The 21,483-nt window shown below is 35.5% G+C and carries 12 protein-coding genes, 2 pseudogenes and 1 other annotated feature; of the genes and pseudogenes, 1 reads left to right on the forward strand and 13 read right to left on the reverse strand.

Annotated elements, in window-relative coordinates; translation table 11 throughout:
* Positions 1–129: 129 nt before the first annotated feature.
* A pseudogene (locus FTU64_RS03150) lies at positions 130–690 on the forward strand (Fic family protein); the annotation flags it as partial.
* Positions 691–769: 79 nt separating this feature from the next.
* Here the strand turns inward: FTU64_RS03150 and FTU64_RS03155 are convergent.
* The 13 genes and pseudogenes from FTU64_RS03155 to FTU64_RS03215 form a co-directional block, all read right to left on the reverse strand.
* A complete protein-coding gene (locus FTU64_RS03155) occupies positions 770–3,988 on the reverse strand; it encodes a DEAD/DEAH box helicase (RefSeq protein WP_180059200.1) in 3,219 nt (1,072 codons plus the stop codon).
* 23 nt (positions 3,989–4,011) lie between these two features.
* Positions 4,012–5,403, reverse strand: coding sequence for an EH signature domain-containing protein (locus FTU64_RS03160; protein ID WP_180059201.1), 1,392 nt, complete (start codon positions 5,401–5,403; stop codon positions 4,012–4,014).
* Between the two features lie 4 nt (positions 5,404–5,407).
* The gene (gene zorB1 / locus FTU64_RS03165; RefSeq protein ID WP_000467885.1) at positions 5,408–6,139 is read right to left on the reverse strand and encodes a type I Zorya anti-phage system protein ZorB1; all 732 of its coding nucleotides are present in this window, start codon (positions 6,137–6,139) and stop codon (positions 5,408–5,410) included.
* 18 nt (positions 6,140–6,157) lie between these two features.
* Complete coding sequence (gene zorA, locus FTU64_RS03170) at positions 6,158–8,221, reverse strand: anti-phage ZorAB system protein ZorA (RefSeq protein WP_373886565.1); 2,064 nt, start codon at positions 8,219–8,221, stop codon at positions 6,158–6,160.
* Positions 8,222–8,372: 151 nt separating this feature from the next.
* Positions 8,373–9,620: pseudogene (locus tag FTU64_RS03175) on the reverse strand (IS3 family transposase).
* Positions 9,229–9,345: a sequence feature (AL1L pseudoknot), on the reverse strand. It overlaps the preceding pseudogene by 117 nt.
* A 163-nt stretch (positions 9,621–9,783) precedes the next feature.
* Positions 9,784–11,904, reverse strand: coding sequence for a glycine zipper family protein (locus FTU64_RS03180; protein ID WP_180059203.1), 2,121 nt, complete (start codon positions 11,902–11,904; stop codon positions 9,784–9,786).
* Positions 11,905–11,938: 34 nt separating this feature from the next.
* Positions 11,939–12,865, reverse strand: a complete 927-nt coding sequence (locus tag FTU64_RS03185; protein ID WP_180059204.1) for a DUF1566 domain-containing protein — start codon at positions 12,863–12,865, stop codon at positions 11,939–11,941.
* Positions 12,855–13,589, reverse strand: coding sequence for a DUF1566 domain-containing protein (locus FTU64_RS03190; protein WP_180059205.1), 735 nt, complete (start codon positions 13,587–13,589; stop codon positions 12,855–12,857). Before FTU64_RS03190 ends, FTU64_RS03185 begins: the two co-directional genes overlap by 11 nt.
* Positions 13,590–13,597: 8 nt before the next feature.
* Positions 13,598–14,251, reverse strand: a complete 654-nt coding sequence (locus tag FTU64_RS03195) for a DUF1566 domain-containing protein (protein ID WP_180059206.1) — start codon at positions 14,249–14,251, stop codon at positions 13,598–13,600.
* A 3-nt stretch (positions 14,252–14,254) separates the two neighbouring features.
* Positions 14,255–15,220 carry a DUF1566 domain-containing protein gene (locus FTU64_RS03200; protein WP_180059207.1) on the reverse strand — a complete coding sequence of 322 codons (966 nt, stop codon included), beginning with the start codon at positions 15,218–15,220 and terminating at the stop codon, positions 14,255–14,257.
* Positions 15,221–15,224: 4 nt separating this feature from the next.
* Positions 15,225–16,730, reverse strand: coding sequence for a dynamin family protein (locus tag FTU64_RS03205; RefSeq protein WP_180059208.1), 1,506 nt, complete (start codon positions 16,728–16,730; stop codon positions 15,225–15,227).
* Positions 16,730–18,937, reverse strand: a complete 2,208-nt coding sequence (locus FTU64_RS03210) for a dynamin family protein (protein WP_180059209.1) — start codon at positions 18,935–18,937, stop codon at positions 16,730–16,732. Before FTU64_RS03210 ends, FTU64_RS03205 begins: the two co-directional genes overlap by 1 nt.
* Before the next feature lie 21 nt (positions 18,938–18,958).
* A complete protein-coding gene (locus FTU64_RS03215; RefSeq protein ID WP_180059210.1) occupies positions 18,959–21,292 on the reverse strand; it encodes a dynamin family protein in 2,334 nt (777 codons plus the stop codon).
* Between the last annotated feature and the right edge of the window lie 191 nt (positions 21,293–21,483).

Consider the following 21,483-nt stretch of genomic DNA (forward strand, 5'->3'; position numbering starts at 1 on the left):
AAAGTCGTTTGAATGATTTCTTCTTGGTCTACGTGCCATAAAATACTCCATATATTGATGTTTATAACATCATTTGAGGAGCAGAGTATCACTTATAGGAGTTGTTCAAATTTCCGGATCCATCTCTGCATAACTGTTGGCGGAAAAGCATTACGAGAACATTTCGAGGCAATCAACCATAGAAATGCTATCTACTATGTTGAAGACATTATTCGCAAAGAAGAGCCTTTTTCTGAATGGCAGATTCGAAATATCCACCAACTCATTCTAAAAAATATTGATGAAGAGAAAGCGGGACGCTATCGCCAGCAAAATGTATTGATTTCAGGTGCAACGACTACTCCACCCGACTATACATTATTGAATGACAAGATGGCTCAGCTCGTGGATTGGTATAATTCGGAAGCACATACGCTACATCCTATTGAACGTGCTGCTAAAGTACATGCGGATTTTGTAGGTATTCATCCATTTATTGATGGCAATGGGCGTACATCGCGTCTTTTGATGAACCTTGAGTTACTCAAAGCTGGATATCCGCCTTGCGTTATTACAGTCGAAAATCGCCTAGCCTACTATGAAGCTCTAGATCAGTGGATGGCTTATGGAAAAACCGAGCCTTTCATTCAGTTGGTTGCTGAAGCTGTGCTAGAGGGGTTTAAACCATATCAATTAATTTTAGGAATCTAAAAATTCCCTATTATTTTTTCAGAATGATGATAGGGAAAATATTAGGTTATTAGCAACTCTGATATTTTAAACAATCATACTAGTCTATTAATTGCATTAACTCTTTACTCACATCCGTTTTCGGTTGAAGCATATCTGTTGCAAGTACGCGTTTACTCCCTAAAAGTCTATCCAATTTCACTTCAAAAGTTTCTAATTCCTCCCAATCAGGTGCAGAGATCGTTGGATAATACACATAAACTTCTTTCTGCTGACCGATACGATAAGCGCGGTCAGTTGCTTGATCTTCTTTAGCAGGATTCCAGCTACGTGTATAATGAATAACATGATTTGCCGCTTGGATATTTACCCCGAACCCTACTGCTGTAGTAGAAAGAAGAATTACATTAAATCCTGGCTTTTCTTGAAACTTATCAATTAAATTTTGTCTAGTTAACCCACTTTTACTGCTTGTATTAGTATCCCCATTTACAGTCGTTACATTTAAGCCAAAACGTTCCATTAAAACGCGCTTCAGAAATACTTGGATTTCTCTAAACTCCGTAAAAATAATGGCCTTTTCATTCCTTTGCTGAATCATCTGCAGGGTATTGAACAACCAATCTACTTTTGGTGAATCTTTGAGTGTTGCCATTGGATCTTCTGCTAAAGGATGTGCACAAATCATTCTCAATTTGTGTAAGCTACTTAGCATGGCACCACGATTTCCCTCGGCCGACAACTTATGAAAATGTTGAGCCACATCGGCATATAATTTTCTTTGTAAGTTAGAAATATGAATTTTTTTACAACTATTTACTTCAGTTTTAGGTGGTAAATCAGCCACCTCATTTTTCATTCGTCTTAGGACTTGAGGATCAATCAATGCTCTCAGCTCATTTAAGACTTTCTCATCACTGACTTCAGCATCTTCTATCGGTCTACGATATTTTTTCCCAAACTCATTTAACGGACCAAGTAAGTTTTCCTGAATAAAATCGAATAAACACCATAAATCTGTCAAAGAGTTTTCCACGGGTGTACCGGTACAAGCAATTTTAAAATCCGCTTTTTGTGCTTTAGCCGCTTTAGTCACCATTGAGGTTGGGACTTTAATTTTTTGTGCTTCATCACACACCATGATTCCCCAGTCTTCCCGTGCCAAAGAGAATTCTAAATCACGTAAGGTTTCATAAGTGGTTAACACAATCTCTGCATCACCACGCCAGTCTTCTTCTAACAGATGCGTAATACCATGATTTTCACGCAACTGGGCGGATATCAAATGTTTAGGAATTTTTCTTGTTTTGAGGTGATCGCCATATAAGCTTAAAATTTTAGGGAATTGGCGACTAAAAAAACGATTCGCTTCTGCTTCCCAGTTTTCAAGTAATGAAACAGGTGCAACCACGAGTACAGGCTTTTTATTTTTGGCATTTTCCAAATATTCGCCAATAAAACATAACAGCTGTAAGGTTTTACCTAAACCCATATCATCCGCCAATAGACATCCACTGACCTCTTCAGGCGCATATTGATGCAGATGCTGTAGCCACGCAACACCATAACGTTGATGCTGTTTTAAACTAAATTCGCTTTGCCTAAAACTTGTTGGCAATCTTGGTGCAGGAAAATTGTTTCGATCAAATGCAAGTTGTGCTGCACGTTGTTTACTATACTCAGCCTCATCAATGTTGTTAGCAATTAAGAGCGTATCTCTCTTTTTTTTCTGAGCAGAATTTTCTTCTTGCCTCACTTCTTTGTTATTCAGTGCATGATGTTTTTGACGTAGTTCTTCTAAAAGTTGTTTGCTTTGCTCAATTGACAACTTTTGATCCGCATGTGGCAACGCCACTTCTGTTAAACCATCCTGTTCTGCAACTTGAATACATTTTTCAAGTGCAGTAACCATGTCATCTAGTTGAGCATCAGTATCAGTCTGATCATATAGCTCAATTAAATGCTGTGGTAACCAACCTGATTCTCCACTGTTTCTCTGAATAAATTCTGAATTAAGCTTTGGTGCTTCACCAATGCCAATGACTCGATCACTATAGTTCGATAAATCCAAAACTTGCTGTGCTTGTGCTGCATCCTGATATTTTTGGATAGTCTCTAAGTCTTGCTTGAGTGTTCTTATCTCTTGGTCTAAAACACTTGTACGTTCAATTTCATAGCCCGCCCATACAAAAAATGGCGTATTTCGTTCATATGCTTGAATGAAATATGCGCTTTGTTCTAGATTACTCAGCGCTAAGACAATTGGGTTTGTCTCTCTTTCAGAATTTTCTAGTAAGTTGAGCGTTGCCGAGGTATAGAGATTTAATTCATTGTAATTTTTGTGAACACTTAAAGTGTAGCTATAAATTTCAGCTTGTTGTTTGGCTGCTTCAAAACTTTCAGGTGTCACCACATCTAGGGCATCTTCACCCAATTGTGCAAATGGATTATGTAAAAATGCCTGAGCTTGCTCACCTGCCACACGCCGATTGGGCATTTTTTTAATTTCTTGCAGTACATGTTTTACCTCGGGCTCAATCACCACATGAGCAATGCCACCATCTGGTAAACTAATACTGTACTGATCCTGAACTTGCTGATATTGATCAAACGTTGTTAACCAATCATTTGGGGCTTCATCAAATACCGGCTGTACTTCGACTACCGCTTCTTGGCTAATCAGATTTTTTCTTAAATTTAACTGTAACTTTTCAGGTGCCAATACAATGGTTTTTCTTAAAAAATCATCTAAATTGGCATTGGCTTTATGTGCCAAATTTCTAATTTTGGCCCAATATTTTTGATTTAATGCTTTATGTTTGTTTTGTATTCTGGAAAATTCTTTTAATTGCTCTACAACTTTAAAATTTTGTTCATTCAACAAGTATTCTTGACCATCTATTATTAAGATGGCACCAATACGCTCAGGCTGATTTTTGAGTTTAATATTTTGTTCATTCAGCCAACCATCCAAGATAATTTTAAAAGTTGAATCACTTAAACCACCTTCACTTTTAATGATCGGACGTACATTGGCTTGTCTAGGTAAATATAATAAATGAATCACACTTGCATGATCTTCATCATTCAAGATCTGGTATAGTTCTTCCCAAGGTAAGACATAGCCCTCATCCGTCAAATATGCTAAAGCTTCTTCTTCAAGACTTTGCCAATAGAAATCTGCGTCCGTCATAGCATTTTGTAAAGACGGATACGTAATACCTAAGTCATTGTAGGTTAAGCACTGTGTTGGTGCTTGTGGCACGTGCTCTTCAACAACCTCAGCTGACTTCTTTCTTTTCCAAAATGCTAATTTCATAAAATATCCCTTATGAACGTTTCTTATCTTGAAGAATAGTAATTGTTTTGAGGCTTACGATGATAAATCCCAATTTCAGCTAGTTTTTCATCAAACCGACGTTCCCAACCAGATATATGATTTAATTTTAATAAATTAGGCCAAGGCTTTATTTCATCGACATGAATTCGTCTATTTCCTTCTCTATAAGGTAATTTATTAACAACATAACAAGCATTACCAGTATCTGAAAAATCAATTACATATACATTATCAATTTTTAATAAAAAAGCATTGTTTGTCTGCGTTGAGCCAATTAATTCTTTCAACCGCCCACGATTCATTTCTCTGAATTTTCTATGTGAGGCTTGCTGTGAATTTAGTGCACCAGGTCCAAGAAAAATCTGTGAGAAACTAATCTTATCAATAAACTTCATCCAATAATTAAATCGGTTTACATCCGCAGTTCGACTAAATAATTTAAAGAACGCTTCTAAGTCGGCTTTGACAAACCATTGAACCACCATACGTTTCGTATCAGGATTGACATTATTCCAACCCGCAGAAGAATCATATTGTGGATTCCCCCATTGATCTAATGCCATCTGCTTGAGTGTTTCATGTACCTTGTCACGTTCAGATGTTTTTGCATAACGCTCTAACAACGCCGCCAGAATATCTCGACTATATAAGCTATTCTGCTCTGATAACTTAATGAAAGGTGCAATAAATTTAAAATAGTCTTTTTCATTCATCTGTCGAATGGACTGAATAGAAGATTTTATTAAATCATCCCAAAACCAACTATTTGGTGCAATTCTTAGACTTTCGAGTTCATCCTGAATCCCACTCTTATCATCGTCTTGCAAGAATTGTTTCACAAATGCTTTGGTTGGTGTATCAGATAAAATGTCAGCATGATCAATTAAAGTTGTCATCCATTGTTTTGGACGTTGCGTACTTTTATAAACATTCGACTTATGACGATTCAATATATCTCGCAATGTCAACCAAACCGCTGGCTTCGCTGCAATATCGTCTTTGGCTAAAGCAAAATAACTATACAATAATGGAAAATAAACCAAGTTAATGATGCTCTGTTCTGCCTGATTAAAATGCTGAACTATACGTTTGCCAATATCATTAAAAATAAGTTTTTCTTGGGTATCCGGCAAAACCTTACTTAATGCCCAAGCTAAATTCTTCCAATCTCTTCGAGTAAATTGTTCAAATCCTGAATGCTCAAGTTTCGAAATCGTTTTGAATATTTTGACATCTAATGGAATTGAATTTTCAAGATCATCAAATTTTCGTTCCAATACCTGTAAGGTTTTCGTTAAACGTACAGGTTGAACAAACTTACTATATGTGGTTTCTTTTGGAAAAAGCAGGCTTAAACTTTGTTCTAACCGACGTTGCAAACGTTCTATTGTCATCGCATCACCTCGCCAACTGACAAGTTTCAACAGGAGATGAGACGAAATGTGGTTGTGGTTCAGCGTTTTCCTTTTCTTTTAAGCCATAAAACTGCATTCTTAATTCCACACGCCGCGAGGCTTCTTTACTGTCCTTTGCTGAGTTAAATGAAACACCACCTGCTAAAAAAAGCTGTTTCACTTGCTGTTTTTCCTGTTCAGTTAAAGACAAACCTGAACTAAACTTTGGATCAAGTAAGCTACACATCACCCATTCTGAACGTCTTAAACTTAAATTAAGATTGTATAAATAAGAACCATCCGTATCAGTAAAACCCTCGATCACAATTTGTTTGAACCATTTCTCACCTAAAGGATTATTCGCTTCCTCAAGGATAATGGGCACGATGGTATTGAGACGATTGCGCCCCACCTCATTTAAACGATAGTCATTATGTGCAAAACGTCCTGCTTCCCCAAAATTGATACGGTTGTTTTTACAGTCCACTTCAATGCCAGCATCTTTTAAACGTGCACTGTTCTGAATATTTTGACAAATATTTAAAATATCCGCATTACGCTGATCTTCTGCTTGCGTCGCTTCATTAATTTTCTTGGTCACAATCATTAAAGACACAGCCATAACCACAAGAAACAAGGTCATTAAAGCCGTCATCAGATCGGCAAAAGAAATCCAAAATGGCTTTTCACCTTCATCTTTAGATCGTGAGGTATTAGAGTACCGATTACCAAACATGACTTAAGTACTCCAATATTAATGTTTCTTCTGAGTAACAAGTTCTTCAAGATCTTCAACGAAACCACTTAAACCTTCTATACCTGTTGATAAACGTTTAACGGCTTGATCAAGAGCATTGTCATATACGCCCAAGGTGTGATTAAGGCTTGTTTCGACGGAGTTACCAAAGCTTTGAAAACTTTTCTCCATCACGTCGCCAATTTGATCAAGATAATCCTGCATTTCTTTCTTCACTTGATTTAATGCAGAAGTCATGTGATTCATATCTTCAAGCATTTTGCTACTCATACCAACTTCTGTCTGTGCTTGTTGAATAAGCCCTTCAAGTGTCGCGATTGCCTTATTCACACTGTCTTGTGAGTTTTTATAATCACCGAGCAAGGAAATCAGATTGCTACTTGCGCTTGTCAAATGGGTGGATGTTGTTGTGACATCTGAAATCAACTGTGATGTTTTATCTGTAACCGTGGTTAACGATGAACCTGCCGTATTAAATTGATCTGCAGCAAGACGCATTTTTTCAGCACCAGTATTCATTCCTGAAATACTTTCTGTGGTCACTTGTGTCAGTTTATCCATATTATCTTTATATGCATTTACAGCCTGTTGGCTATGCACAATCAATTCTTTAATTTCTGTGCCTAAGTGATCAATCAACGCTGAGGATTGCTCATGCAATTTTTGTTGGTTATTGGCAGCCAATTGGTCTTGTTCCATACGTTGTCTTGCAATATCTGCCATTACATTCGACATGGTGCCCCCCATATCACCAAGTAACTCAGATACCTTGCCATTTAACTGCTCAATTGCATATTGTCCCTGCTCACCAATTTTTTCAGCACCTTGCGATAAATGTTCCACCATTTGATTCATTTGCTCAGACATCGCGTTTTGCTTCGCCTGAATATCTTCAATCATTTTGGTGATCTGCATTTGCAAATTTTCCGATGCACTTTCACTATTGAGTTTCATATCTGTAATAAGCTGACTAAACCCCAATTGCATTTCTTTCATCGCAGATACAGATTGAGTCATCATCTCGCCCATGCCCTGCATCTGTGCACCAAAAGTAGATTCCAGTTTGGACATAAACCCTGTTAAAACATCGGTAATTAACTCTTGTACCCGACTACCCTGATCTCCACTGACCTGTTGTACACTTGATGCAATCTTATCCAATGGTGCTTGCAAAGTATCTGTAATGGATTGACCAATTTGCGTCGCCATATCCTGACTTGTTTTGGCATAACTCTCGGTGAGTTGACTCGCAAATGCGAGTTGATTCTTTTTATTTTCCTCGACTAAGTTTGTCATCATGACTTTTAAATCATTGACCAAACTGTCTTTTAATTGACGTGCATTGGTTTCATTCGCTTGACTAGATTTTAAAAGTTGTGCGAGATACTCTTCACCTGTTTCATCAGGTTCAAATTTCAAATCAATGACGCTAGTCAGTTTCTCGAGCTTTGCATAGCATTCTCTTAGCCAATACTTTTCTTTCCAAGTAATAAACATTGCAATACAGATCGCAAGCCCAGATGCCATAAATGCCTCACCAACACCCCCTAAAAGTAAGGCAAGACTGTTTTGGACTTTGGATGGATCACCAGCTGGATCAAAAGCTAGCAAACCAAATAGCAATCCAACAAAGGTAGCAATAATACCAACACCGGTAATAATGCCCGGAATGTGTTTATAGAAATCAACTTTCAGTGGTGTATCAATAATCGCGATTTGAGAAAAAAAAGCATCGCTTGAAACAGTTGATCGGGAGGCAATAATTTTTGACTCACCATCGACTTCTTCACGAATATCATGCAGAGAGTTCTTATAATTCTCCCAAGCATGTTTCAGTTCGCCATCTTCTGAAAAAATTTCGTCAAGCACATGTTTAGCTGTATGTGACTGCTGATCTTCTTTCAATTTTTGAATAATTTCATCAAAATTCTGCGCTAATCTCTTGGCAGGAAACCAATATTGTTTGACAAAAAAATACATTACAAAGGTGACAAAAATCACCATTGCAACCGGTATGACATAATAACTTTGTAAAAATTCTGCTATTGTCAAAAAACTCACTGCATACCCCATAGTATTTTTATAAATTACAATTAGAAAATTATATCAAATAACTTAATATGAATATCTCTTCTTTACTATGTCTAGGATAAAGAAGGGATATTTTAGAAAATGAACCGTACCGGGTTTGTCGGAGACTTTTTTATTTAAGTTAGGCCACCTGACCTAACGGGTTAATCTTATCATAGTACATTGCTTCAAACTCAAAAGGTGATACATAACCCAGTGCACTGTGTACACGCTTTTTATTGAACCAATCTACCCAGTTTAGTGTCGCAAGTTGTACATCCGCTAAACCTTGCCAATCCGCTTTTAAATATTCAATCACCTCTGTTTTGTATAAGCCATTCACCGTTTCAGCCAAAGCATTATCGTATGAATCACCGGTCGTACCGACTGATGCTCGTAAATTTGCTGCTTCTAAACGATTGGTATAACGAATGGAAAGATATTGCACGCCTCTTGCGGAGCAGTGCTCCTTATATGATGAATCACGTTCTTTGGCATGCCTCGATCATGCAATGCTTGCTCCAGTGCATCGAGCACCATATCTGTATTCATCCGTGTTGATACTTTCCATCCAACAATTGCTCGCGAGAACACATCAATAATAAAGGCGGTATAGACCCAGCCTGAATGAGTTTGAATATACGTGAAGTCAGCGACCTGAGAAGCATTGCTTCGCAAGGGTCAGGATGAGCAGCACTAAAATTGCGTTTCACCAAGTCATCTGCTCGTTTTTGATCCTCTCGGCTACGGGTAGTTTGTTTATTCTTACCACGCCAAACACCTTGTATACCTAGTTTTTGCATCAATCGAGCAACTGTACAGCGAGCAATAACATAGCCTTCACGTTTCAATTTTTGCCAAACTTTACGCACACCATATCGACCTGAACTTTCCTTCCAAATTCGTTTAATTTGTTCAGCATGATGCAAATCATGTAGATCTCGCTTTGCTCGATGTTCTGGGTTTTCAACGAAATCTAGTGTTCGATAATAGGTAGAAGCCGCGATCGGTAAAATCCTGCAAATCGCCTCAACACCATATAACGCCTTATTGTTATGGATGAAATCTACCATTATTTGTGTGGGCGGTCGAGCTCCGCCTGGGCGAAAAAAGCGGCTGCTTTACGTAGAATTTCGTTAGCACGTTGCAGTTCTTTATTTTCACGTTCGAGTTGTTTAATACGTTCTTGATCTGAAAGTTGCTGTACTTTAATTGGGTTTTGTTTATCTAAATATTTTTGATACCAAACACGTAGAGTTTCAGGAGTACAACCTATCTTGAGAGCAATAGCGGTGATCGCAGCCCAATTCGATGGATAATCTTTTTCAGATTCAATCAATAATTGAACCGCTCTTTCTCTGATTTCAGGGGTATATTTTACTTTTTTCATCGGGACATTCTCTCAGAAAGCTTGATCTCCGACAAACCCGGTACGGTTCACTTTCTCTTTTTCAAGAAGAATGTACGATCAAGTCTGAACTAGTACAATTGAATTCTACTTTCTCGCTATTTTTTTGAACAGCAAATGTCAACAGACCCTAATTTCCTATTTGTTATCTAGTATTTTCTATTTCATTTAGGTTCTCAGAATTTAAAATCTGTTTGTATTTTTCCAACTCACAATTAATTTCAGCAATTTTTTGCCTTAACTCAATTGATAAGAAATACTCCGCTTGTTGTAAAGCCACCCAACCCGCTTGCACCTGATCATTTTCGCTACCATTTAACTTAGTATTGATCCACTGATGCAAATAATATGCATGAAGGTACACTTCATATTGGTAAGCTATAAATGTTATCGACAAACTTAAACTTTGTTTATTATCTCTTAACTTTTGTTTAAATATTTGAAAATTCGATGAGTTTATATTAACTCTATAACTCAATAATTTTGCATTAAACCATCTCGCAAAATCTATCAATAAAAATACAACATGATCTCTTTGGTCACATAATTTTTCACGAGTAATTTTATTTGCTACTGTTGAACCTGCAACCCCACCAATATATGCACCTAATCCACCTACTAATGCGATACCTACAGGCCCGGCTACCATTCCACCAATTGTGCCAAATATCATTTTCCCAGCAAAAGCACCACCAGTAATTGCTACCGTTTCCTTGCCAATATTTTCAAGGTATTTTTTTGAATTAATTTGCTTTGAATCAAAATCATTGTAATTACGATAAGCAGCGAGAGCTAAAGCAACAAATGGTATGGGTAAAAAATCTGAAATGCTATCAAATTGATGAATATATTCTAAGCTTTCTAACATAGATTGATTCACATTTTCATGACTTAACGCTTGATCTACAAATACATTGGGATGATCATTCAATGTTTCAGCTAACTCTTGATTGACTATGACCGGTATGTCTGGATTTTTTTCAAGATGTTGTAACACATAGTCACTACTTAGTGTATTTTTAACTTGCATAACCTGACCATCAACAACTAGATCAAAACCTTCTTGATTGGCTGTCGTTGGAAATTCTACTGTATGACCTTCTTGTACCAAGTTATAGGCAACTTGCTGTTCAGCAATATAGCCACTTAATCGAGTTATTGCTCCTGTACTGTCTAAAGTTTTTTCTGCTATATCCTGTAAAGTCGAAAAACTTTCAGGCTGGCCTTTGGATGTAAAAGTCAGTGCGTTTAGAACACTTTTATCTATTTGAGAGTAATTCCACAGTAAACCGACTGAATAAGAAGCTACAGCTGCTCCTATGGGGGCATGCACACCTATATTTGAAAAAATCTTATCTAATGAATATTGTAATATCCTATCATTATCTAGATTTTGAGCAATTTCACCATTTTTTAGTAATTTAGGTGCACTATCAATAGTATGCGCAATGTAAGGAATCTCGGACTCTCTTCCTCCAAAGGTACTACCTAATGAATGTCCAAAGTTATTTAAACCTCTACCTATTTCAAAAAAAAGATGAATGTCTTCACCACGTTTTTCAATGATCTCTTTTGGCAAGATCAGTGTAACTGATTGATTTATAAGTGACTCAAGACGTTGCTGACTTGAAGATATATTTATTAAAATTGATAACGCCATTTGAGCATCAGTACATTCACCATCATATTGAGAATTTCTAGAGAGAAGGCATTCACTAAAATCAAAAAGATCGTCTGAAGTACACTTATAATCTTGCAACAAAAGCCACTGATACTCCTGAATTGCGTCTGACCATAACTGATTATTTTGAAGATCTTTTACCAACGATAATGAATTAAAAACACAAGGATTTAATATCTGAAATTTTCTTAATAATTCTGTTTTTAAAGAATTATTTTTACATTGTTTTAACTTTTCTATGTATCGTACTATATGATCTTGAGTTATATCTTGTTCAGAGTATTTCAACAAGAATCTTAAACACTGCTCATACCAATAATAGTTCTTAGCATAATCTATATATGCAGGAGTTAAATCATCAATAATGATGCCAATCAGTCGTTTACTATACTCAATTTCAACTTGATCTCTACTAGGGAAATCCCAATCTTTAGGTGGAATTAAGCTAGATTTAGTCGTTAAAAATCCTTTTGTACTCTTTGAAGTGTGTTGAGTCAGCAAACTTAATTTATCCTCAATTGTGAGTGTTTTGCGCTGCTGCTCAACTTTAGCTATATGTTCAAACAGAACTACTTTGTCTAACATATTTTTTCTTCAATTAGTCCAAATAATATTTACGTTAGGCTAAGCGGACTGCTCTCACATAACAACATTTACTTTTAAAACTATCATATGACGTTCCAGATTGAAAATTGACATCTTTCGCATAGCTATTTCCACTACTTCCAGAACTAGAAGACCAATATAATCCGAAATCATTTTCTACAGGTTTCAATAAAAAATCCTCAGGACAGTTATAACCTGTTTTTTGATTCATCATCAAAGTTTGTAATTCCGCAGCCTTTGGCAGCCTCCAACCACTATATCCTCCAAGTCTAAATTTCTTACATTCTGCTTCAGCGTCAAACCAACTTAATTTTTTTGCATCTCCAATACATCTTCCATTTTGCCATATCTGACCAATGCTAATTCTTGCCCACATCAGACCAGTATCTGGATCGGTCCATACTCCATAAGATAACTCCTTAGGGGAGCTAAGCAATTTTTTTCTTTCTTGCATTTCATCATCATGATGAATGATTTTTTTCCTTACCACTTCTTCATATTCAACAGGCTGAAGTTGAATCTTTTGTTTTAGATTTTCTATCACTTGATTATTTTTATTTTTTATAAGTTCCAACTCAGCAATTTTCTTACAAAGTAATTCGTTCTGCTGAGCTGATTGTTTTTGCAGCTGCTGAGCTTCTTGCAGTTCATTATTTAAAAGTGGAAGTTTAGCTGCTTGTTCCTGAAGTTGTTTTTTTAAGGTTTTTATTTCTATTTGATAGTTATCCTGCAACTGTTGCAAATCAACAATGTTGTCATTAAGCTCCTTATTTTGTTGAATTACTTTCAATTGAAGTTTTTCAGATTGTTGTAACTGCTGTTGTAATATTTGCAATCTGTTGTCAAATGTATTTGTTTTTACCATGAGTTGCATAAAATGATCAACTGCACTGAGTTCTGTATGTGAAACGAAAAAATCAGATAATAAATTATTTTGCATGATCTACACTTTTTATATTACGAACCGCACGTACATAGCCATCTTGCTGAAGACGATTATAGTTCACTAAGCAACCTTTATTAAAATCAATACCATTTACTATAGTAGTAGTGATTGTTGAAGATGACCAAAAACATCCCCAATTTTCATTTTTGGGAACAAGAAGCATACCTGGAGGAGAATTATATCCTGGCTGATTTATCTTCATTAAAGTTTTCAATTCATCAATAGAGGGTAATCTCCAATCATCAAAACCACCGAGTCTTAACTTTTTACAGAGACTTTCTGCGCTATTCCAATGGATCCATTTTGCTTCTCCACGTCCTGTTCCATTTGCCCACCCTTGTCCAATACTTATTCTTGCCCACATTAATCCTGTTGTAGAATCACTCCACACCCCTATTTTCAATTCGTCGACTTCTGAAGCGTTAGAAACACTAACTGGATGAGTTTTTAGTACCTCTTTTCCAAATGGAGTATTATTTTCTTTCAACTCTAATTGCCTTTTTAACTCAAGTACCTCTTCTAAATGTCGTTTATTTAGTTGCTCAAGTTGTTCTAAATGACCATTCTTTAATTGCTCTATCATTTTCAAACTATTTTTTTCTAGAAACAGTGCTTGTTTTTCAATAGAAGTATTTTTTGCCAATAATGCGAAATAATGATCTATAGCACTAAGTTCAGTTTTAGATTGAAAAAAATCAAATAAAGTATTATTCGGCATAATAAACACTATTTTACATTTCGAACTGGTCTAACATACCAGTTATTACCAAACTCATCGTCATATATCTCAATACCACCTTTATCAAAACATACCCCAAAGTAAGTTACTGAAAAATACTTTCCCCATGAGTTTCCAGCAGGCTTAAATAACGTACTCTTTGGACAGTTGTAACCAGTATTGCTATAGACCATTAGCGTTTTAAGTTCTTCAATAGTTGGTAACCGCCAATTGGAAAAATTTCCTAAATTAAATTCTTTGCAGGCTTGTTTTGCATTATTCCATTGCATTTCATGAGCCTCTCCAATGCAATTACCATCTTTCCACTCTTGACCAATGCTAATTCTTGCCCACATCAAGCCTGTATGTGAATCAGTCCAAATACCATATAAAAGTTCATCATTTTTGGTCTTTTGATTCTCTGCTTTTTTAACCTTTTTATTTAAAACCTCAATCTCTAATTTGTATCTCTGATTTAACTCTTGAGTAATTTGGTTTTCATATAGCAATTTAGAAATTTGCGACTCAGAATCTTGTACCCTTTTTTCTAAAGTCTCTACTTGTTGATTGAAACTATTAGTTTTCACCATAAGTTGCATAAAGTGATCAATTGCATTTAGCTCTGTTTCGCCAGTAAAAAAATCATTTAATAGATTTTTCATGTATTAATTCCTTACTGGACCTCGAACAGCTCGTACATGACGATAATTGCCAGAAAAATCTCCTCCAGAGTGAAAATTAAATAAATTTAAATATGCATATTTATCATTACCAACATACGTTGATGACCAATACCATCCTGATGTTGATAGAAGTGGATTAAATAAGATGTTTTGGTCATATCGATATTTTTTGCTACCTTCATCTATTAGCGATTTAAGTTCATTAATATTGGGTAACCGCCAATCATCAAAACCTGCCAATTTAAAACCTTGACAGGCTGTTTTTGCAGCACCTAGCGTTAATTCTTTTGCATTACCAGAACATTCTCCATTTTCCCATTCTTGACCTATACTGATTCTTGCCCACATCAGTTTAGTTTCTGGATCTACCCATACACCTTTAGATAATTCATTATTTAAATCAACCGCCATTTTGGGATCTTGTGTGGAAACAAATTCTGCAATCCCTTCACCAGAAGAAACGATATCACCTTCATTTTTAATGATTCTTTTTATAAAACCATTGTCTGGCGCAACAAGCTCTAAAATCACTGTATCTGTTTCAATTTCACAAATAACATCCATTTTTGACACAAATTTCCCAGCATCAGTATGCCAAATATTCAACATACCATCAGTAATATCATCTGGATATATAGGAGCTTGGATAAGACATATCTGAAAATCATCATTTAAATCTTCATCTTTGCTTAAAAGTTTTCTATCTATACTTTTATCTGCATGTTTTTTTTCTTGAGAATTAAACTTTTGTTTTAATTTATCAATCTCTTGTTGATACTGTTTTTTTTCTTGACTAAATAAAATTTCTGTCTGAATTAATCTTTCCTTTAATATTTCCACTCTTTGCTCAACACAATAGTTTTTTGAGAGCAGTCGCAAATAGTGATCAACCAAACTGAACTCACTTTGACCCAATAAATCTGCTAATAATTTTGTTTGGTTATCCATTGTTTTACCCTAAATTAGCCATTTGATGTTGATAATGATCTTCATAACGACTCTGTAATACAGACAGTTTTAATAGTGTTGCAATAAATTTTTCTAGACTTAATGAATACATCTGTTGCTCTATCACTTGTGTCACTAAATCAAATGATGTGTTAAAAACACAACCTACAATTTTAAAATATTCTGGGGAAATATTTTTTGATAAATATGACTGTAAATCATCAATGTCTGGAGTGACCAAACGAATGGTATTTTCTACGATTTCAATATATTTATTAAAATTTTCAGATATAATAGATAAGTTGGCTAACCAATACTTATTCCACCATTCATACAAAGGATGCTCCTCGAATAATGGAGCATACATTTGCAACTCTTTGAGTACCTCTATATTAGGTACTTCAATCTGCCTTAACCATCTTTCAGTTAGACGTTCAGCTATTTTCTCTTGAGATAGGCCCAGTAAACGTGTCATGTTCATATTTTGAATAAACTGACCATCTATACAAGCTAAATTCAAAATCTTTTCCATCCTACGTATGTTTTCAATTTGCTTAAAGATAGTTTTGCGAATATCCCAACTATCAGACCAGTTTAAAATTTGTTCTGCATAACTTTGAGCAAACTCAAACTTTTCTATACCTATCGGATTTAATAATTCTTGCCAAAAAGAAGTTCTAAAATCTTCAATATCCTTTTCAGACATTTCGGCAAAGTCTAAAGCTTTGATTTTTAGCTCTAATTGTTGAGGTTCAAAATATAGTGCTTGCCACTGTTGCAATACACGCTCTTTCATACGCTGAGATAGTCGCTGTTGGCTATCTTTCTGACAATGTGTAATCACAATATGCAAGTGTGCTTTGCCTGTAAGAAACATCGCATCACCTAGTGCTTCTAAAAAATTGTCCAGCTTAGCTTTATTAATTTCACCATCCAAACGATTCGCATGACAAACATAGATAATTGCAAGATTATACTCACCCACAAAATATTGATGTGCATCTTTTTCAGCAAGCGCATCATCCCCTGAATTCCATCCAGGCGTATCAATTAAGAATAGTTTTTTCGGTTGATTATCTTCTGTATAACCATCGCCTTTTGCTAGGATAAATTTAGGTTCATCAATTAATAACCGCAAACGGTAATCTTCTGGTGAATAGTTTATAACTTCTGCGCGAGATGGAAATTGTACTAATTGTTTAATGATGGTTGCTTCATCATAATCTTCACTTTTTTCAATCAAATACAACTCATCAGTTTGACCATAACTAATTTCGAGTTGGAGTCTAGTTTGTGCTTCTAATGAACTAATAGGCAGATATTTTTCAGGAATTTTATTGGCTAATATTTCACGAATGACGCGTGTTTTTCCTGCTGAATACTCGCCAACTACACGTGCTGTTAATACTCCATCCTCAATCTGTGCATGACCATTTCCCATTTTTTCAGAGAAATGCAACATACTATCTATGACTAACTGAGTTTTTGTGAAAATGATCGTATTGTCCATTAACAGCTTCCTTTATGTAATTGAGACAATGCGGATTGAAGCTGCATTTCTTCTTGCAATAATGTATCAAGGACTCGTTTTTTATCTATTGGCAATTGATTAATCTGTTGTTCAATTTGTTGCATCTCTTCCATTCTGACATCTACTTGTGCACCAATAATATTTTGCCAATAATTTTTTAGGTATTGTTCAATGTACTTTTCAATACCCTGTATTTGACTATCAAATTGCGTTAGCCATTGTCGTAATGCACGTTCACAATATGTTTGCAAAATTTTAATTTGTTGCTGCTCACGCTGTTGTTGAGCCTTTTTCTGTTGATCTATCAACTCATTTTCTGCCTCAACAATTCGCTGTTCGATACGCTGTATTTCCTTTTTTTTCTGATCTAAGGCCAAACCTTCTAATGTATGCAAAGAAAGGAGTTCCTGCTTACGTTGTAAATCATCATTTAACTGTTGGATATCAGCTGTTATTTTCTGTGCTTGTGCATCCACCTTTGCTTGAATATCAGGATCAGGCATCAAAATAATCTGAGAAGAATCATTGAATAATCCTCCTATTTTTTCAGTCCATGTCGCCACTGAAAGTAAGTTAAGAAGATTACCCGCAGCGGATGGTGGTATTTTCTCAACTGTTTCCTTTGCAATTTTTGCATTTTTCTGAACTGTAAGTACTGTTTTTACAGTCTTTTCGCTCAGCTTAGCCAACTTCCCTGCTTTTGATAAAGCAGTGGCAGGCAGGAAAAATAAAGCCCAATCAATTGTTTCTCCAATCGTACGCCCTATTTCTGAGCCCGATGTATCATAAATTCGATGTTCTACTTTCGGTATATGCTGTTCTAAAATTCCCTGTCTATACCGTTGTAAATCTGAAAGCTGTTCTTCTAGTTGTTTTAATTCTGCTTCTGATATTGTTTCTTCAGTTAATGCTGACTGATCTATAGCTTGTTTTTGTACCTCTAACTGCTGTTTTAACTGTTCTAGAGTCATAGCTAGAAACATATCTTGCTCATCGACAGGTGCTAATTCTGGTAGCCTTAAATTTAGATCAACCAAGGTACTTTCAGGCAACTCTACTTTTCCAATTTCCTGCATGAATTCTCGAACAGTTTTGATGACTTCTGCAACGAATAAACGTACAAACTGCGAACCTTGATTAATAAATTCATCCCATTGTGGTTTATTATTTTGAAGTGTTCTCAATTCAATTTTTAATTTATTTCTATGAACGTTGACCATATCTGTAAATTGCTTTTGCAGATTAGTTTGTGAATCATTTTGCTGTTGATATAAATCCTTTTTTAGTTCTATAAGTTTATTTTTCTTATCTAAAAGATTTTCATGCAATGTTTGAGCCTGTTGCTCATCTAGAATTTGATTAGCTTGTTGCTGTTCTTTGTTGTATCCCAAAAAATTTTCTAATTGTGGATGTAACTCAGCGATAAACCGTTTGGTTCGAATGGTGAAACTTTGTTCTTTTGCTTCTTTGATAAAGTCTAATATTAAATGGTGATTGAGCCCTTTATGATGCGTGCAAATTAAAGGACCGTTATAACCAGTTCTATCCTTGATTTGTCTCAACCACTTATCCAGATCGGGTGTTTTCTCCCCCAAACTTAATGCATGTTGCACTTCATCCCAACGATTCACCACTACAAGCAAATGTTTACCGTATGATTGAATTAACTTAAGAGTCTCTATATCTGATACTGTAACACCGCGTGGTGCGACAACATATAAAATAACATCCGCCTGTTGAATTTGTGCAACTGTATGTGAATAATGCCGTTCAGAGACTGAGCCTAAACCTGGTAAATCAACGATAATTAAGTCTTTCAACCAATTTTGAGGTAAATTTAGTATTACATACTGCGCATCATGAGGGGCATTCACAGTTACATGACTGAATGTTTCAAAATCAATTTCTACACTACTTTTATCAGTGTTTATAAGCGATATTTCTTTCTCTTCCGCATATTGAATTAATGTAGGTAAAGCTGTTGCTTCTTCTTGTGCTGTGTAAAGCCAACGATCACCTAACAGAGCATTTAATAAACTACTTTTACCCACTGAAAATGCACCTACTAGTGCCATCTTTAATCTCTTTTCTTGTGGATTTAATTGTTGCCATACATCTTCTACAGTATTTTTATATTGTTCTGGAAGCGCGTCTATAACATTTCTGACAATTTCACATTCTGTCATCTTCATTTCCTTTACCCTTACTTATGCGCTTTCCAAGGCATCTTGTGTCATAACGACCAAAGTCTGTGTTTCAGATAGACCTTTTGACAGCTCCTGTTTACGAGCATCTATTTTAGATTGCCCCTGTTCAATCAGTTCTTGAATCTGCTTACGCTGTTTCAATTTGGCATTTAATGGCTCTTCTAGCTGTTCTTTTACTTGCATTTTCAGCAACTTTAACTGTTCATCAAATATTTGTTGTATATGTGGTTGTACCTGCTCTTGTAACTGACGTATGAACCGATTCAATACACCCGATGTATTTTGAATTAAGCGCTGATGAGTATCTTCAATTAACTGCTGTCGGCTCGCTTTTACTTGGTCTTCAATACGTTTCCTTTGGCGTTCCACTTTTGCAACTTCTTGCTCATAGCGTTGTTGAATGCGTTCTGAGCTCATACGTTTACGACCCTTTTCTTCTTCTTCCCGCTGTATTTTTTCCAGGAAACTCTCCCTATTTGCGATTGCTTTTTGGGCCTCGCTATATTCTCTTTCCCACCTCAAAACATTTGTATCATCATAATCAACATAATTAACTTGCTTGGTAAAGCCCAACCAGCCAAAAATACCCCAACTTGGCTCCTCTCTAGTACGTGTAATTTGTTGTGCTTGTGGACGTCCACCTAAACTTGCGCGACCTCTTTCCGCACGCAATAAAGCATTTTTTGCATTTTCCAAAGCCATAGGGCTCGCTTGATTATTTAGAATGTCGTTTTCCAATTTTTCAATATCTTGTCTTTTCTTTAAAATTTCTTGCTCTAATCTTGTTTGTTCTGAAAAATAATCATTTATTGCACTAAAATCGACATCAAAGCTTAAGTCTAGACTTGGAAGGCTAAAATTAATTCCAGATATACTATTTTTTAATTGTGCAGCATGACTTTCTAATTCTTTTGCATAATCAACACGCAAGTCTGACAATTGCGTATCTATATTCTTACCTTGCTGTTGCATTGCATTGTTTACGTCTTCAACAGCATTTTCATATTGCTGCTGAAGCTGGCTTGGTAATTGAATATTACTATTGCCTTGGTTAATTTGGCTTTCGATATATTTAATACTAACTTGGACTTCAATATCATTTTTTAAATCTGTCAAAGGAAGAATTAGCTGTTCCTTCAAATCAGAAATCAAGTATTGGGCAACCCGATCATGCTCTATTTTTGCATTATCATTGGTCATTTTAAGTTCTTGTTGAAGATTTTTAATCTCTAAATCTAACTTCTCGCTTTCTCGCTGCCTTTCTGTAATAGTTTGATTTGATTCAAGTTGCTCAAGCTCATCTTTAATAGCAATGATTAAATCATTTTGGACGGTCACAAGTGTATGCAATGGTTTTTTATATATTTCGTCTAAAGCTTCACCAGTTGATAGCATTTCACTGATGCGTTGCGACAATTTATCAATATTTGATTGGCTTTTTTTATTTTCATCCTGAGACAGTGCCCATGCAGCACTCACCCCAATCAAATGATCACTATTGGTCATGATCTCAAGATCATTCTCAGAAACATCCTCTAAATTTTTTTTAAAATTGTTTTTTACATGCTGATACTTTTGAGTTTCTCGTTCCTCCAATGTTTTTTGTTGATCAAAAGGATCCTGAGGCTCTAATACACTATCCCACATATTTACAACTGTTAAGAATTTATTGAAATTCTTACGAATAGTCTTAGATAAAAAATTCCACTCAGTTGCATTACCACCCAATTGCTGCGTACTCTGCACCCATATAGCAATGTGTGCCTCATCAATCGCTCTACGTGTGATACCTTCATGATATTCAATAACAGACTGTAATCCTGGTGTATCAATGAGTACTAAACCTTGATCAAGCAATGGATGTGATGTAAAAATCTCAATACGGTCAAGCTGTTGTCTAGCACTAGCATGTGTAGTATCTAATTCCGTACTCCATTTTTCCAGGATTTCTTTATCGTTTTCTAGCCATTGAATATCTTGAGAATTACCGTCTTGAAAATGAATACGAATAAATCGTTGATTAACTCCTTCAGGCAACTTTCGTACAAAAGTATTTATTGCTGTTGTTGCTTCTTGAGCTGAACGCAATAATAAAATGTTTAATAATGCATTTACTAATGTAGATTTTCCTCGTGAAAATTCACCTATAACAACTAATTTCACCTCTTCACCAGAGTCTAGTGACTTGTGAATATCATCAAATTTATTAATTACATGTGTAAGTTCTTGCTGGCCAAACTTTTGAAATAGTTCTTTTGTTTGATTTAAATAATTTACAGCATCCTGAATTTTGTCTTTTCGATCCTGTAAACCTTTATTTAAGTAATTAACCACCCAACAACCCTCAATACAAAATTATTTTTAATAAATATGAGAATACCACACCATTTGATTTATTTTTACAATTTAAGACACTGTTTTATATACAAAATAATTATAATTTAAAATAAGTTTTAGACAGTAGTTATGAAGGTTGAGATGGTGGCAGCTTAATCCATCATTTAAACAACTAATTTTTAAGTATT

It is taken from the genome of Acinetobacter sp. YH12128 (assembly GCF_013418655.1).
Lineage (GTDB): Bacteria > Pseudomonadota > Gammaproteobacteria > Pseudomonadales > Moraxellaceae > Acinetobacter > Acinetobacter amyesii.

What these genes read in the sequence shown, in the direction of transcription:
- FTU64_RS03155 (WP_180059200.1), bottom strand. Translation starts at nt 3,988, where the DNA reads ATGAAATTAGCATTTTGGAAAAGAAAGAAGTCAGCTGAGGTTGTTGAA.
- zorB1 (WP_000467885.1), bottom strand. Translation starts at nt 6,139, where the DNA reads ATGTTTGGTAATCGGTACTCTAATACCTCACGATCTAAAGATGAAGGT.
- FTU64_RS03185 (WP_180059204.1), bottom strand. Translation starts at nt 12,865, where the DNA reads ATGCAAAATAATTTATTATCTGATTTTTTCGTTTCACATACAGAACTC.
- FTU64_RS03190 (WP_180059205.1), bottom strand. Translation starts at nt 13,589, where the DNA reads ATGCCGAATAATACTTTATTTGATTTTTTTCAATCTAAAACTGAACTT.
- FTU64_RS03210 (WP_180059209.1), bottom strand. Translation starts at nt 18,937, where the DNA reads ATGACAGAATGTGAAATTGTCAGAAATGTTATAGACGCGCTTCCAGAA.
- FTU64_RS03195 (WP_180059206.1), bottom strand. Translation starts at nt 14,251, where the DNA reads ATGAAAAATCTATTAAATGATTTTTTTACTGGCGAAACAGAGCTAAAT.
- FTU64_RS03200 (WP_180059207.1), bottom strand. Translation starts at nt 15,220, where the DNA reads ATGGATAACCAAACAAAATTATTAGCAGATTTATTGGGTCAAAGTGAG.
- FTU64_RS03205 (WP_180059208.1), bottom strand. Translation starts at nt 16,730, where the DNA reads ATGGACAATACGATCATTTTCACAAAAACTCAGTTAGTCATAGATAGT.
- FTU64_RS03160 (WP_180059201.1), bottom strand. Translation starts at nt 5,403, where the DNA reads ATGACAATAGAACGTTTGCAACGTCGGTTAGAACAAAGTTTAAGCCTG.
- FTU64_RS03180 (WP_180059203.1), bottom strand. Translation starts at nt 11,904, where the DNA reads ATGTTAGACAAAGTAGTTCTGTTTGAACATATAGCTAAAGTTGAGCAG.